Origin of the sequence: Anatilimnocola aggregata (genome assembly GCF_007747655.1) — a bacterium.
GTDB classification, from domain to species: domain Bacteria; phylum Planctomycetota; class Planctomycetia; order Pirellulales; family Pirellulaceae; genus Anatilimnocola; species Anatilimnocola aggregata.
On record NZ_CP036274.1, the window covers coordinates 7,303,412 to 7,317,092 of the forward strand.

Here is a 13,681-nt window from a genome sequence, read left to right on the forward strand (position 1 = left end):
GAGTGGAGACGATCCCCATGAAAATGCATCAAGTCAGCGATCACTGCTTCGCGGTGATTAACGAAAAGAATCGGGTTTGCGACGCCAATTCCGGACTCATTAACTGCGGCGGCGGCGTCGTGATCGACACGCAGTCGGACCTGGCACACGCCCGTCAGATGATTGAGATGTTCGGCAAGGTGTGGCCGGCCATGCCTCAGCGGGTGATCAACACCCATGAAGACGCCGACCACGTGTGGGGCAATCAGCTCTTCAAAGGCGCGGAAATCATCGCTCACCGCTCGGTGCCTGAGCGCATGAAGCAAGTCGCCGAACCCAAAGAGAGCCAGAAACTACTTCACGGTGTCGGCCGATTTCTGACGCGACTCGTCCTCAAAACTCTGCATCCGGGTTTGGAGGCTGCCGGAGAGCAATTGCTGGAAGACTACAACTTCGACGGGATTGAACTGGTCCTGCCGACGACCTTGTTCGACACGCGCTATGAGCTGAATCTCGAAGGCAAAGAGGTCCACCTGATTTACGTCGGGCCCTGCCATCAGGTTGGCGACACCATCATCCATCTGCTGGAGGAACGTGTCGTGTTTGCCGGCGACGTGTTGTTTCGGCAGTGCACGCCGATGGGCTGGACCGGCTCTTACGAGAAGTGGTTCCAGTGCCTTGATCTGCTGATCGAACTCGATCCCGAGGTCATCGTCCCCGGACACGGCCCGCTGTGTGGGATCGAGGGAGCGATGGAAATGAAGGCGTACCTGCAGTACGTCCGTGACGAATCCCGAAAGTGCTTCGATGCTGGAATCACATCGCTTGAAGCCGCCAAGAAGATCGAGTTCGGCCCCTATGGTGAATGGCGCGCCCCGGCGCGGCTTTACATGAATGTCGAACGGGCGTACCGAGAGTTCCGCAACGAACCCCCTGATGCCCCGTGGGACTCGGCCGCCACGTTCGACGCGATCTACCAGGTGGCGAAGGCCAAAGGGATCGAAGCGGAATTCTAATTTGCCGAGATGCATTCAACGAACTTAGTAGCCACATACCAACGAAGTCACCAGACATGAAATTCGCCATGATCCATGCGGACGAACGGGGTGAGACGCACTTCGGCGTCCAGGACATCCCGGAGGGTGAGCTTGCCGTGGGACCACCACCGAACCCCACGGGGCAGATGAGCGATCTCGGGGCGGTCACGACCATGTGCGTCATCGCGTTCCGCGCCGGGACGGAGGCACCGGCCCACAACGCCCCTCAGCCGTACGTCTGCATCATTCTGTCCGGCGAGGGAGAGGTGGTGACCAGCGACGGCGAAGCGCGACGATTCCACCCCGGCGACCTGCTCTTCTGCAACGACCTCTCCGGCAAGGGGCACGTGACTCGGGCGCTCACTGATTTGGTCCTGGCGTTCGTCAATCGAGTCAAATCCTGAGAGGAAACTCGAACCCAATTACCAACGAGAAATTACGCTATGAAGTCCCCGATTAAAACACTGGCAGATGCCACCACCGGCCTCAAGTTCACCGAGAGTCCCCGTTGGCACAAAGATAAGTTGTGGTTCATTGACATCCACGACAAACGGATCAAGACGATGGACCTTTCCGGTACTGTGGCAACGGTACTCGAGTTGCCGTTCATCCCGAATGGCTTCGGGCTCACTCCCGACGGCGGTGTTGTGGTGGGTGATGCGTTTCAGCGGCGGATTTACCGCAGCAGCGGAGCTTCCCTGCAACCGTTGGCCGATATCAGTGCACTCACTACGTTCTGCCTGAGCGACGGCATCGTGGATGCCAAGGGCCGACTGTACGTGGGAGACATCGGCTACAACTTTGTCGATCCGGCGGCCAAGCCCGTCGAAACCTGCGTGATCGTTCTCGTCGGCCCGGATGGTCGAGCGTCCGTGGTCGCCGACAAACTCTTCTTCCCGAATGGCATGGTGATCACCCCCGACAGCAAAACGCTCATCGTTGGCGAGACGATTGGCCATCGCCTCACCGCCTTCGACATCCGGGAGGATGGCTCTCTCGGCAACCGTCGCGTTTGGGCGCAATTGCCCTCGTCCGTTGGCCCTGACGGTATCTGTCTCGACGCCGAGGGAGCCGTGTGGTGCGCGAATCCGGAAGGCGCGGACAGTGTGGTGCGGGTCCGCGAAGGCGGAGAGATAACGGATCGAATCAGGGTGGACACGCACGCCTATGCGGTAATGCTGGGCGGGCCCGAGCGACGACACCTCTTCATTAGTACGTCAGCGTCTCACGATCCGGCGGAGATCCAGCGACACCCGAGCGCGAGCTTTCAGGTTGTCGAGGTGGAGGTTCCAGGTGCGGGAACGCCATGATGGAATGCGTAGCGCGGCTGCTTATGCTTTGGATACGCAGGAAACATTGGCTGCCAAGCCCGTGAGAAAACAACAATTTTGTGAAACGACGGCAATGACTCAGCTCCAGCATGTCCCTGATTCCGATTTCCAAGCAACTACTGGAGAGCGGGATATGGTTATAGCCTTGGTGGAAACACAGATGAAGATCGCCAGAGGTCTAACCATGCACGGGCTCATCGCCGGTGTTGCCATCGCTTTGGGCGTACCACTCATCGTCATCAACCTCGCACCGATGAACGAATGGATGCCTTGGGTGGTTGTCTGCAGTGCAGCCATTACCGGCGCGGGGATTATTATTACCACGCTAGCCGTAGTGATCGTCTCTTACCTAAGGACATCGCGCTGTCTCATGAAAATACTGGAACGGAATCGTGCGGCATGACATCCGATGGGGGAAACTTACCTGTTGATATGCTGCGGAAACGAGAACATTTCCGACAATCGACGCCGGCAGACTTCTCGTCGTCCTGCGAAAAGCAGATCCAGAAGCCAAAACTAAAGACATTGAAACTGAATTCTTTTTTGATACGTAATCACCAGAGGGACCACCGTCATGAAACTGATCCGCTTCCTCACCGTCGACTCGCCGAGCCCTGAGTTAGGTGTCATTGTTCGAGACCAGGCTGTTTCGTTTGCCGCACTCCAGTCCAGAGCGGGGAAAGTGTCCCCTCATTTGGACAACAGCCGATCCTATCTCTCGAATCTTCCCGGCAGTGAGCAAGTCGCCAAAGAACTATTGGCATGGGGAGAACAGCATTTCGACGAATTCAAGCCAAGAGAACGGTTCCCCCTCGAAGCCGTAAGATTGCTAGAGCCGATCGAAGTGGTTGCATTATTCGACTTCGGCTTGACGCCTCGGCACTTGAAAAACTCCGGCGAAACGATCGGGAAGTACGAGAAAGACAACCCGCAGACCGCTCCGCTTTTGCAAGCGTTCGCGAAAGCCGTCATGGCTCCGAAAGCCAAGCCTCCTGCCGGTCAGCCCGAACCGTTGTCCTATTACAAGAGCAACATGAACACCATCGTCGGCGACGACGAGACGATTCCGTGGCCAGCATACACGTCGCGGTTGGACGTCGAGCCGGAACTGGCGGTCGTTTACGGGAACGAGCGGCAGCCTGTGGCGGGATTCTGCATCTTCAACGATATCTCGGCCCGGGACATCCAGGCCACGGAGTTCGTGGGTGGATTCTGCCTGACGAAGGACATGGCTAAAGGGAATCAGCTGGGACCGTACTTGGTAACGCTCGATGAGGTCGGTGATCCCTACAACCTCAAGGTGACGGTTCTCGTGAATGGCCAAGTGAAGTACCAGGGTTCCACTTCGGAGATCAGCCACAAAGCCGAAGATGTGTTTGCGTGGCTGGGGTTCATCGCTCCGCTTAAGCCCGGTTCCGTAATGGGCTTCGGCACCATCCCGGATTGCACCGGCTGTGACCACGACGACTTCATTGATCCCGGTGTCGAAATCCAAATTACGTTCGAGCGCCTGGGCACGCTCCATTGCCGGTTTGCCGAACCGCAAGGCAAGCTGCTGCCAAGCCGCTGGCCCATCCGGGAGACGTTGAAAAAGTATCACTGATTTGTCCTGCGATCCCCGGATCACAACTGCGGAGAGCCTGAATATGCAGCCCGAAGAAACTCGCTATGACCGTGGTCTCGCCACGATGCGGAAGATGTTCGGACCAGGGATCGACTCCGCACTGAAGAGTCTGGAAGCGGCCAGCCCGGATCTGGCGCGCTGTCTGGTCGAGTTTCCGTTCGCCGACGTTTACACGCGTCCTGGACTCGATTTGAAGACGAGGGAAATGCTCACGGTTGCCGCCTTAACGGTCCTCGGCTATCCGCAGGCCGAGTTGAAAGATCATATCCGAGGTGCCTTGAACGTCGGCTGCACTCCGGATCAGATCCTGGAAATCATTTTGCAGATGGCCGTCTATGCCGGATTTCCTGCGGCGCTGGAAGCGGTCAAGACGGCTGCGTCCGTATTCGGGGAATCCGCAGAAGCCAAGAATTGATCCGGGTCCGAATCCGAATCATACTCGATGGAATTGGCCTGACACGGTCTGGTGCGATCCGCCCGCACCGATCTGAGTCCGTGAAATCAGCTAGTTTCCTGAGTGACATCGAGAATCAATATGTCTGTTGCTGACGAATCGCTTGGGAATACCAAACCGGTAGGAGCAAAGACCGGAACAAGCGCGCCGGTGTTTCGTTCACGCGACGAACGGATCGCCGCCGGCAAAGCGTTGCGCGACAGCGTGCCGCGTCAAAGTCACGCCAATTGGAAGCCGCCAGCGAACCACCGCGATCCGATCGAGATTCTGAAGGGATCCAATCAGGATCGACTAGCCGAACTTGTCCCGATTCGTTACGGGCGCATGCTGCCGAGTCCGTTTACCTTTCTACGCGGTTCTGCAGGACTAATGGCTTCCGATCTGGCCGGCACCCCAACCACTGGCCTGCGGGTCCAGGCCTGCGGTGATTGCCACCTGCTCAATTTCGGCCTGTTCGCGACCCCCGAGCGCAATCTGATCTTCGATATCAACGATTTTGACGAAACACTCCCTGCGCCGTGGGAGTGGGATGTCAAACGTCTGGCGGTCAGTTTTGCCGTGGCGGTGCGTGACATCAAACTCGGCGACAAGCGAGCCCAAGCTGCCGCCATCGAATGCGTTCGCGCATACCGGGAGCGATTGCGGGAATTCTCAAAGATGAGCCCTCTAGATGTCTGGTATTCCAAATTGGATGCCCAAACCATCATCGACATGGCTCCTGATGCGAAGATCAGAGAGATTCGTGAGGATATCGTCGCCAAGGCCAAGCATCGTATTAGCGATTATCTTTATCCGCAGATTAGCGAAGAGATCGCGGGACGCCGTCGTCTGATCGACCAACCGCCGGCGATGTTTCATGTTAACCAAGAGCAGGAGCCGGAACACGAGACGCTCGTTCGGGAAGCATTGGAACAATACCGATTATCGCTGCCAGACGAGCGCCGCGTCCTCTTAGACCGCTACAGCCTGGAAGATGTCGTCATCAAAGCGGTGGGCATCGGCAGCGTCGGCACATTCTGCTTTGTCGGATTGTTTTTCTCTGCGGAAAATCACCCACTTTTGCTTCAATTCAAGCAAGCCTGTCCCTCCGTGCTGGAACCCTACGCGGGCAAAAGCCAGTATGAAAACCACGGTCAACGCGTCGTTGTGGGGCAACGCCTGATGCAGTCCGCCAGTGACATCTTCCTCGGTTGGACGCGGGGTCGGCGAGGTCGCGATTTCTTCATCCGACAACTCAGAGACATGAAAATGTCGGCTCGCATTGAAGAAGGTGCATCAGCCCAGCAAACGATGCTGTACGCGGAGTTGTGCGGTCGAACCCTAGCCCACGCCCATGCCAAATCTGGAGATGCGGCGTTGATCAGCGGCTACCTCGGCAAAGCGGATGTCTTCGACCAGGCCATCGGTGAGTTCGCCTTGGTCTACGCGGATCAGAATGAAAGAGATTACGCAGCGCTCGTGGAAGCGTTTAAGGCCGGGAAGATCGAAACGATTGTTGAAGAACATTGATGAATCTGTAGAAATCGCCGGTCGGCTGCGTTTCTGATCGAAGGCGATGGCCATGAAGGGATTGGAGCAGCCCAGGCGGCGTGAACCCCGTCGCGACGCTATAAGCCTCGACCCTTCGGGACATCAACGCCAAGGGCAAAGACGCCCGCTTCAAGAAGACCGACCGGGGCCAGTTCGCCCTGGCCAGCCGCAAGACGAACCCATGGCGACGCAGATGCAAGTTGCCGACGCCATCCGCAAGGTGACCGCTGCCATGCAGACGGAACTCGAAGCGGGCCGGCGTTCTGCCAATCTCGATGCCCACGATCTGGTCGAGGTGCTTTTGGCGGTCGCGGATGGACTCGCCCCGCCCTTCTCGGACGACGCCAACGGCTAACGTCCGTTTGGCCCCTACGTCGCCCACGAGGCCGCACTTCGCGGCCTCTTATTACGGTAGGACCGTTCTTTCGACCACATTCCGAACGCCCCGGTGGCCCACCCACGCGTTCGCGTGACGAGCCGCTGGATGCCTGCGGCGATGTTGAGGTAACTGTGGTGGTTGGCGTGGCGGCGGTCGCCACGCGGGATTCCCGTTTCATGGAGGGCAAGTTTCATGCAGATGCAAACGACGACCAGCGACTGCGAACGCAGCGGCGAAACGCCATGCGATTCATCATCAGCGGTGAGCGTGCGCGCGTTTCATCCCTGGATCACCGACGAATTGTTCGCGGATACGCGGCGTATCTGGTCCAAGGCGTATGGGCGTGTGCTCAGCGACGAGGAGGTGGTGGAGATTTTGGGCAATGTTCGGCGGATGGCGGAAGCGATCATGTTTTCTCGACGAAGGAGGTATCAACGATGCATGTGATCATCTGGGCGCGGGTTTCGTCGCGCGAACAACGAGAAGGTTATTCCATCGATGCGCAGCTGCGTGCCAACCGCGAGAGCGCTCAACGCAACGGCTGGACCGTGGTGCGCGAGTTCGTGGTGGCGGAATCCGCCAAACGCGGTGCCGAGCGGACGGTCTTCAATCAAATGTTCTCGTGGGTCAAAGCCAACGCGAAGCGCGAGAAGATCAGGGCGATCCTCAGCCACAAGCTTGACCGCGTGTGCAGGAACATGCGAGACGCCGTTCGCTTGCAGGAGTTGGAAGATGACTGCGGCGTGCGATTGGTGTTCGTCGAGAATCAGTTCGGTCCTGGCGCGGCGGGGGCATTATCCTTCAACGTCATGGCGGCGGTTGCACAGTATTACAGCGATAACTTGCGAACCGAAGTTCTCAAGGGGATGGACGAGAAGGTGCGGCAGGGATGGCCGACCGGCCTCGCGCCCTACGGTTACATCAACACCGACGACCGCGAGGCACCGGTGCAGCCGCATCCGGAGAAGAGCAAGACGGTCCGTCGAATCTTCGATCTCTATTCGTTGGGCAATCACACATTTCGCAGCCTCGCCGAGAAGCTCGAGCGGGAAGGGCATGTGTTTCGGACAAGCCAGACCAGATTCGGTCGCACGGCCCTGTCGTACATCCTCAACAATCGGTTCTACATTGGTGAGCTTCGCCGCAATGGGACCGTTTTCGAGGGACGATACGAACGGCTCATCGAGAGCGCGACCTTCGACGCCTGCCAGGACATTCTGCATGGTCGCAATCGCCGCATCAGCACACCTTCCCACCCATTGGCCGGCGGCTTGCTGACCTGCGCCTTCTGCGGGCAGGCGATCACCGGCGAGCGCATTCGCCGCAAGCTGCGCGGGGGCGGGGTGCGCGAACATCTTTACTATCGCTGCGCCAACAACGAGCCGAGCCCTGACCATCCGATAGTGCGTTGGAAGTCCGATGACTTGGAACGAGCCATCATCGATGACCTGCACTCGCTCAGGCTACCAAACGTGGAAATGGCGACCTGGTTCCGCTCGACGCTCCAAACCACGCTTGGCGATCTACTCGCGCATCACCAACGGCACGACGCAGCGTTGAAGAAGCGCCAGTCCGAGGTAGCCACGATGCATGATCGCCTGCTCAACACATATCTCGCGGGTACGATTGATGAGCCGACGTTCAAGGCGAAGTCAGCCGAACTCAAGAGCGAGAGCTTGCGGATCGAAGAGGCACTCCACAAGGCGGGGGCGGGCGACGCCGAAAGGAACCAGCGGGCGTTGGCCCTCTTCGACTGGTCGCAAAAAGCCGCCGAAGTCTGGCAGGGTTCAAACAATACCGTCCGGCGGCGAATCTTGGACGCGGTCTGTTTGAACCGTATCCTGAGCGACGTAACTCTAGTCACCACAAAGAGAAAGCCGTTCGACCAATTGGCCGAACGGCTCAAAAACGACTTTAGTCGGGATGATAGGATTTGAACCTACGACTTCTTGGTCCCAAACCGTTCAATGCCGACCAAGCAATTCAGCTTCAAGCGCTTACAGCGGTGCAGTTTAGCGTTCTCCAAAGCCTCATCAATACCCCCGCAAATCCGCGCAAAAAACAAGCGAAAAACGTAGTACTTAGCAGCTTTTGGTAGTACCAGTAGTACCAATCGGCAGCAACGCGAGCGATACTCGGTTGATCAATAACAAGGTACGAAGCATGCCACCTTGGTCCTCGTTCTCGTCGATCAGTCGGCGGACTTGATCATCGAATTCGCCCGATTGCTAACCAACCTTTTTTCGTTGGTGGGTTGGAACATGGACTGTCCTCCACTTCGCCGCAAATCCAGGTTCCATCGTGACATCCGTGACGTTCTATCATCTCGCTTATCGGCCCAGCCCGCCCAGGGGAGACGAGTCACGCCGGGTTGCCTCCTTGGTCTACCGCAAGCACATCGTGCGTGGGACCGGATTCCCTCAGTCATTGTGCGCCTCGTTGTTGACCGCTGAGAAGGCCGAAACTTCGATTCACCGCGGCCAGGTCAAGATGAAGCCGGTAACTGAAACGTACTACGAACGGACCAAAGGAGGTGAGGTTACGCTCCCGGCTGGGCTCGGAGATCGTCTGGTCGAAGCACTTGAGAGGGAAGGCTACACGGTACAGCAGTTCAACAAGACGGAGTGGCCCGTACTGAGGTCAGCATGGAGGTTGCTTCAAAACAGCAAGGCAGAACTCGAATCGGAGGAGGTAGCTCGGAGATCGCTCTTCGCAACCTTACCCAGAACACAGTTCAAGGTCGCCAATACGGATCAAGCGGCGAGTTTACTAGTTTCAGCGACCAGCACCCACCCAACCGTGACGATTCATGTGATCGCCAACAATCCAAGGACGGCATCGGATTTGGTGAAAGGGCTGAAAAGGCGGGGTACTACCAAACTCCACGGGCCGGATAGCACTGAAAACTGGCGAAAGGGAGATATCATCGTCAACACGCCGCCCTATCTCCAATCGGAAGTCACGCGAAATAGCGGAATGGTTGCCTTTGTCGGGGCCGAAGTTTTCAGGAGCGAACAGGTGTTGTCCAACCTTGATTTGCTGAACGACGTAATGCGGTGCGGAATCCTGATCGGCGAGAAATCCATCAGCGCTCGAGAGCAACTGACGATCGAAGGCCTCGTCGGACGCATGATTCCGATTGAACCATGAGAATCAAATCAGAACGGACACTCATCCTGGTCTTGAACGACGATTGCTGGAATTTGCCTCTGTTTCCTGGGCAAAACTAAGCGTGGATTGGGGTCGGTTAATCGCGACCACCGCCGCTGCGAATTGCGCCAGGCGTCTCGCAGCTCGCGTGTCGGCACGCATCCGTTGCTGCTAACCCTGTCAGCTAGATCTTTCGCGCCGCGGAGCACTGATGCGCGATCTTCGTGGTCGTAGGTCGGCCCCAAGTAATCGAACCACCCCTTCAACACACTTTTGGCCGAAGATGCACCGTCTTCGGTCGCGCTGGCACGTTCAAGGCCACGTTCGAGCCGCCGCCATCTCTGCTCGCCAATTCGCACGGAAAGATTGGCCTGCGTTGCAACCGTGAACCCTAGCCAGTCAGCAGATTCTCCAGCGCCAAGGTTGGAAGTTGCGTCGCGTGCGTTATCGCGGAGCTGAAACCCGGAGGGAGTCAACAAACGGCGGAGCAGCGCGTCAGCCGACTGTGCTCCTTCGTTATTGCCGACCAGCACCAAGATGTCGTCAGCGTAACGCAGCATCGGCGTTAAGGGGCACTGCAATTGCCACGGCGTATCAAGATGCTTGGTAAGGTAGAAGTTCAGGAGCAAGGGAGACAGCGCAGACCCTTGGGGAATGCCATGCTTGCGGCCAGTGTCAATCAAACGAGACAGCACCCTGAGCATGGCGCTCGGCACCCAGGCCAGCAGATCGAGCAAGCGGTTGCGCGGCACTCGATCAAATGCACTGACCAGATCATGGCACAGCCAATGATAGAGGTCATTTCTCGTTGAGACCCGGACTGCCTCTCTCAACGCGTGCCATGTGCCACGTTGGCTCCGGAATCCGTACGACCTGCGGTAAAAGTTCGGCTCCATCCAAGGCCAGAGCCATTGATAGGTGGCTCGTGCCACGATGCGATCGATCAAGTTTGCAATCTCAATCGTGCGAAAACCTCGACCGGACAGCTTGGCGATTTCCACTTTGCGGGGAGGGCTGGGGTCATATTCGCCGTTGATTAGCAACGGTTGAATCTGTCGAAAGACATCAAACCATTCATTGATCGTGTAGTGCTCGGGACGGATACCGTCTGGTCCAGGTGATTCACCGCCGCGCTGCTGGATGTGGATGAGGGCGAGCGCCAAGTTCCTTGTGTCGTACCAGTGCTCCAACAAGGGTACGGACTTTTCCGCCCTTGGAACCTCGAATTGCTTGTGGCAGGCGCGAACGTCTCGTTGGAATCGATGAGCGAAGTCTTCGAGCGTGCCTGCGTGAGCGCCGACCGGAATGGGCCGACCGGGCGTGTAGCCAGCTTCGTACATTGGCATCTCCGTGTGTTGGCTCCGGCAGCTGCGGCCCACTAATCTGCGGGCCGCAGCCTCGGATACGATTGCGCTGACCGCGATCGCGATGGCAGGCGGAGCCGCCGGTGCATCCAGTCCTCTGGTCTGTTCGGCCGTATCCCGGGTACGTGTGCCCTTGGGGCTTGGGTAACCGGTGTTCAGTGCCGCTCAGTTGCTACTGGAGATCTGTCTGTCCTAACGGTCAGAGTAGTCTGCCAGAGCGTCCAGTGGATGTGGGTGATTGGCCCATCCGCCGTGAGAGCCGTGTCGGCTCGTCCGGCAGCAGGGCCACCGGGGAGCGGGCATCGACTCTGAGTCCGACCATGGCCGTCCTCAGCTATCCATTGTTATCGGATCGCGAATCGGTAAGCAACCCACGGTGGCCATATTTGTAAACGTTTACACTTCAGCACAAACGGCTGAGGTGGCGGCCTTTCCCAGCGATCAGGGCTTTCTGCCCCTTCAGTTTTTCACCTTGCCCCGGGCCGAATGCTTGCCTTTGCCATTTAGCCGGCTAGTACGTGGAGGCTGAGCCTCCGTAGCCATTGAACATCCAGCGTGGACGGACTCCACTGGGCGAGCACTGTTTGTAGTCAAGGCCAGAGCTCGGGTTGTAACGCACGGCATCCAGCAACTAGGAATTCCGTCGCCCACCGGATTGCACCTTGGCTACTTCGCCAGCCAGCTTTTGCATTGCCAGGGTGACTTCATCGACCCGCTTCCTAAGGTTCTCGGGTAGCTGTGCGGCGGAGAATGCTCCTGATTCTCTGGCCACATCGAGGTGTCCTACCCACCGATTCCACTGGTCGCACTTCTCCGCCAATTGTCGCAGCGCTTCGTCTGAGTTTGTCGGCAATCGAGGAATCCTGCCACCCTTTCTGGCCAGCTCGCGTAATCCAACGCGACGCCGAACTTCAGCCTCCACGTCACGGATAGACCAACCGCTTTCTGCCGCCCGGCGTGCAATTGACGTTCTTCGTTGGCGGTTGGCGACATACATGATCTGGTACGCCACGCTGATGCTGAGCGGGCTACCGCTGGGCGTTCGCAGCCGCTGAAACTCCTTTAGCTCTTCGGTCGAGTACGTCTGATAGAACTTGATCGCTTTGCGCAGTGACGGTTCCGAGACTCCTCCTTCCGCGGCAATTCTCGCAACAGCGCCGGCTGAGTATTTTCCGCCAGCCTTTTTGATCTTGGCGACGGCGTGCGCTCCCAGCAAATGGACTCTCAGAACATCCTGTCGGATCGCGCGGATCTGGTCACGTTGGGTCATGTCGGCTGACTTTCGTTACCAGGGAGTGCGCCGCTGTTCGATTGGGGCTTGGTCGTCCGCATCTTAGCCTCTGGTGGAGTTCCTTTGCATCATACTCGCTGCCTGGCCGGATTTTAGCTGTTCCCAACGGTGTACATCTGGGCTGCACAGCATGGGCTTTGCAGATAGAAACGGCGTTTGGTCCACCGTGCCAGGTCTCGGTTTAACGGCTATAGGACCGGACGACTACATCCGCGAACAACTTCTGAAAGTAACGATCCCTTCTGGAGGCCGCCGAAGGGTCGCGAAAACGCGTCGGCGTTGCGCAGGAGCGTTGTCCTGCGGAATCCCAGAGAATGTGGTGGCCTAACCGGACTCTGCAGGGCACTCCGCTGAGACGACCAGGTCCCGGTGTCGTAATATATGTAACCGTTTACACAACGGCGGTTCGTCACTGCTCAATTACTCACTACCGGTTCTTCCTGCACTTTTCCTTTGAACGCCCTTTCCGACTCCGGACATGATGTCCGGAGTCGGTGCCGCAACTTCGGGAACGGTCTTGCAGACTGTCCAGACGCGGGACCAAGCCGCGGGGCCCCTCCCAGAGGCCCTGGGCGTCGTTCTGGAGCGTTTCTCGGTTCAGGCATGGGCAGGACGCCGCCTCAGCTGGATGAGCCCTCTCCTGGCTCGGCGAACTGCTTGATCGCACATCATCTGTAAACGTTTACAGAGCTTGGTTGCCCGAGACTTGATGGATTGCAACGCACCTCGGCGCCAGGTCCGGCGTGGCAATCTACAGAGCAATGGGATGGTGTGCTCCGGCAGAACCTTGTGGGAACGGCTGCCCCTCCAAGTATTCAGGTGCGAATTGCGCTGGCTGACTTCGTCTACGGCAATCAGGGCCGCGACTGGGCCATCGACTTTGCCCTCTTCGATCTCCTCCTCGATTTCAACGGCAACGCCACCACAGGTGACAAGAAAAGCTAACTTCTTCCTCAGTACCTGCGCGACCAAGACCAATCCTCGCTTGTAAGTGGAAACGCGGCACGCTGCGTCTACCATGGGATTGAGCTACCACCAGACATACCTGCCGTAGCACCGAGCTACCACCAGCCATACCCGCAGTAGCACTGAGCAGTCCTTTGTACGTGATCCAAAAGCCTACGGGCTTCGTAGCATGATAGTTCGACGTGGAACCGTCGAGTTGAGCTGGGGTCACGGAGGGGTTGGGTCATGTTGCATGAGGAAGTGTTTCAGCGATTGGCGGTGAAGCATCCCGAGGCGGTGGTGGTGCGAGCGACGCTGGAGCATGCGTTGCCACCGTCGTTGGTCAACCCTCCAATGCCGACGAACGCTCGCGACCCCCGCCAGAACGCCCCAGGCGTCACACAGGGGCGTTTTTGTTGACAAAATGAACCTGCCTAGCCAGCGGCATTCACAACGCCCTGTGAGTCCTGCAGTCGACTGGTGGTTGTATTGGGTGAGTGCGGTGGAATGGGCCTCCTACAGAACACAGACCCTTGCTGTAGCGGCGACCTACAGAACACAGACCCTTGCTGTAGCGGCGAGCTACAGAACACAGAC

15 protein-coding genes are annotated in these 13,681 nt (G+C 57.8%); 13 read left to right on the plus strand and 2 right to left on the minus strand.

Annotated elements, in window-relative coordinates; genetic code table 11:
- Positions 1–2 precede the first annotated feature (2 nt).
- The 11 genes from ETAA8_RS27645 to ETAA8_RS27685 all read left to right on the plus strand — a co-directional run bounded on the left by ETAA8_RS27645 (position 3) and on the right by ETAA8_RS27685 (position 9,484).
- Positions 3–995 (plus strand): MBL fold metallo-hydrolase, encoded by a 993-nt coding sequence (locus ETAA8_RS27645; RefSeq protein WP_145096419.1) that lies wholly within the window; start codon positions 3–5, stop codon positions 993–995.
- 56 nt (positions 996–1,051) lie between these two features.
- Entirely contained in the window at positions 1,052–1,420 is a 369-nt protein-coding gene (locus tag ETAA8_RS27650) for a cupin domain-containing protein (RefSeq protein WP_145096422.1), read from the plus strand.
- A gap of 39 nt (positions 1,421–1,459) precedes the next feature.
- Complete coding sequence (locus tag ETAA8_RS27655; protein WP_145096425.1) at positions 1,460–2,326, plus strand: SMP-30/gluconolactonase/LRE family protein; 867 nt, start codon at positions 1,460–1,462, stop codon at positions 2,324–2,326.
- A gap of 4 nt (positions 2,327–2,330) precedes the next feature.
- On the plus strand, positions 2,331–2,750 hold the full coding sequence (locus ETAA8_RS27660) for a hypothetical protein (RefSeq protein ID WP_145096428.1): 420 nt from the start codon (positions 2,331–2,333) through the stop codon (positions 2,748–2,750).
- 171 nt (positions 2,751–2,921) lie between these two features.
- Positions 2,922–3,950, plus strand: a complete 1,029-nt coding sequence (locus ETAA8_RS27665) for a fumarylacetoacetate hydrolase family protein (protein ID WP_145096431.1) — start codon at positions 2,922–2,924, stop codon at positions 3,948–3,950.
- A 43-nt stretch (positions 3,951–3,993) separates the two neighbouring features.
- Positions 3,994–4,386 (plus strand): carboxymuconolactone decarboxylase family protein, encoded by a 393-nt coding sequence (locus ETAA8_RS27670; RefSeq protein WP_145096434.1) that lies wholly within the window; start codon positions 3,994–3,996, stop codon positions 4,384–4,386.
- 120 nt (positions 4,387–4,506) lie between these two features.
- Positions 4,507–5,934, plus strand: a complete 1,428-nt coding sequence (locus tag ETAA8_RS27675) for a DUF2252 domain-containing protein (RefSeq protein WP_145096437.1) — start codon at positions 4,507–4,509, stop codon at positions 5,932–5,934.
- Between the two features lie 202 nt (positions 5,935–6,136).
- Entirely contained in the window at positions 6,137–6,310 is a 174-nt protein-coding gene (locus tag ETAA8_RS34975; RefSeq protein WP_202921305.1) for a hypothetical protein, read from the plus strand.
- A 216-nt stretch (positions 6,311–6,526) separates the two neighbouring features.
- Complete coding sequence (locus ETAA8_RS34980; RefSeq protein WP_202921306.1) at positions 6,527–6,781, plus strand: hypothetical protein; 255 nt, start codon at positions 6,527–6,529, stop codon at positions 6,779–6,781.
- The gene (locus tag ETAA8_RS27680; RefSeq protein ID WP_202921307.1) at positions 6,772–8,271 is read left to right on the plus strand and encodes a recombinase family protein; all 1,500 of its coding nucleotides are present in this window, start codon (positions 6,772–6,774) and stop codon (positions 8,269–8,271) included. Before ETAA8_RS34980 ends, ETAA8_RS27680 begins: the two co-directional genes overlap by 10 nt.
- Before the next feature lie 442 nt (positions 8,272–8,713).
- Positions 8,714–9,484 carry a hypothetical protein gene (locus ETAA8_RS27685; protein ID WP_145096443.1) on the plus strand — a complete coding sequence of 257 codons (771 nt, stop codon included), beginning with the start codon at positions 8,714–8,716 and terminating at the stop codon, positions 9,482–9,484.
- Between the two features lie 8 nt (positions 9,485–9,492).
- Here the strand turns inward: ETAA8_RS27685 and ETAA8_RS27690 are convergent, their stop codons facing one another.
- Together ETAA8_RS27690 and ETAA8_RS27695 are read right to left on the minus strand one after the other, a co-directional pair.
- Positions 9,493–10,824, minus strand: a complete 1,332-nt coding sequence (locus tag ETAA8_RS27690; RefSeq protein WP_202921308.1) for a reverse transcriptase domain-containing protein — start codon at positions 10,822–10,824, stop codon at positions 9,493–9,495.
- Between the two features lie 655 nt (positions 10,825–11,479).
- Positions 11,480–12,118, minus strand: coding sequence for a DUF1016 domain-containing protein (locus ETAA8_RS27695; RefSeq protein ID WP_145096448.1), 639 nt, complete (start codon positions 12,116–12,118; stop codon positions 11,480–11,482).
- 735 nt (positions 12,119–12,853) lie between these two features.
- On the opposite strand from ETAA8_RS27695, the gene ETAA8_RS27700 reads away from it, so the two are divergent.
- Together ETAA8_RS27700 and ETAA8_RS34985 are read left to right on the plus strand one after the other, a co-directional pair.
- Complete coding sequence (locus tag ETAA8_RS27700; protein ID WP_145096451.1) at positions 12,854–13,084, plus strand: hypothetical protein; 231 nt, start codon at positions 12,854–12,856, stop codon at positions 13,082–13,084.
- 246 nt (positions 13,085–13,330) lie between these two features.
- Positions 13,331–13,504: a hypothetical protein gene (locus ETAA8_RS34985; RefSeq protein ID WP_202921309.1), complete on the plus strand. Its 174-nt coding sequence runs from the start codon at positions 13,331–13,333 to the stop codon at positions 13,502–13,504.
- Positions 13,505–13,681: the final 177 nt, after the last annotated feature.

Coding starts and splice junctions, on each gene's coding strand:
- ETAA8_RS27650 (WP_145096422.1), top strand. CDS start 1,052: ATGAAATTCGCCATGATCCATGCGGACGAACGGGGTGAGACGCACTTC.
- ETAA8_RS27655 (WP_145096425.1), top strand. CDS start 1,460: ATGAAGTCCCCGATTAAAACACTGGCAGATGCCACCACCGGCCTCAAG.
- ETAA8_RS27660 (WP_145096428.1), top strand. CDS start 2,331: ATGCGTAGCGCGGCTGCTTATGCTTTGGATACGCAGGAAACATTGGCT.
- ETAA8_RS27665 (WP_145096431.1), top strand. CDS start 2,922: ATGAAACTGATCCGCTTCCTCACCGTCGACTCGCCGAGCCCTGAGTTA.
- ETAA8_RS27670 (WP_145096434.1), top strand. CDS start 3,994: ATGCAGCCCGAAGAAACTCGCTATGACCGTGGTCTCGCCACGATGCGG.
- ETAA8_RS27675 (WP_145096437.1), top strand. CDS start 4,507: ATGTCTGTTGCTGACGAATCGCTTGGGAATACCAAACCGGTAGGAGCA.
- ETAA8_RS34975 (WP_202921305.1), top strand. CDS start 6,137: ATGGCGACGCAGATGCAAGTTGCCGACGCCATCCGCAAGGTGACCGCT.
- ETAA8_RS34980 (WP_202921306.1), top strand. CDS start 6,527: ATGCAGATGCAAACGACGACCAGCGACTGCGAACGCAGCGGCGAAACG.
- ETAA8_RS27680 (WP_202921307.1), top strand. CDS start 6,772: ATGCATGTGATCATCTGGGCGCGGGTTTCGTCGCGCGAACAACGAGAA.
- ETAA8_RS27690 (WP_202921308.1), bottom strand. CDS start 10,824: ATGTACGAAGCTGGCTACACGCCCGGTCGGCCCATTCCGGTCGGCGCT.
- ETAA8_RS27695 (WP_145096448.1), bottom strand. CDS start 12,118: ATGACCCAACGTGACCAGATCCGCGCGATCCGACAGGATGTTCTGAGA.
- ETAA8_RS34985 (WP_202921309.1), top strand. CDS start 13,331: ATGTTGCATGAGGAAGTGTTTCAGCGATTGGCGGTGAAGCATCCCGAG.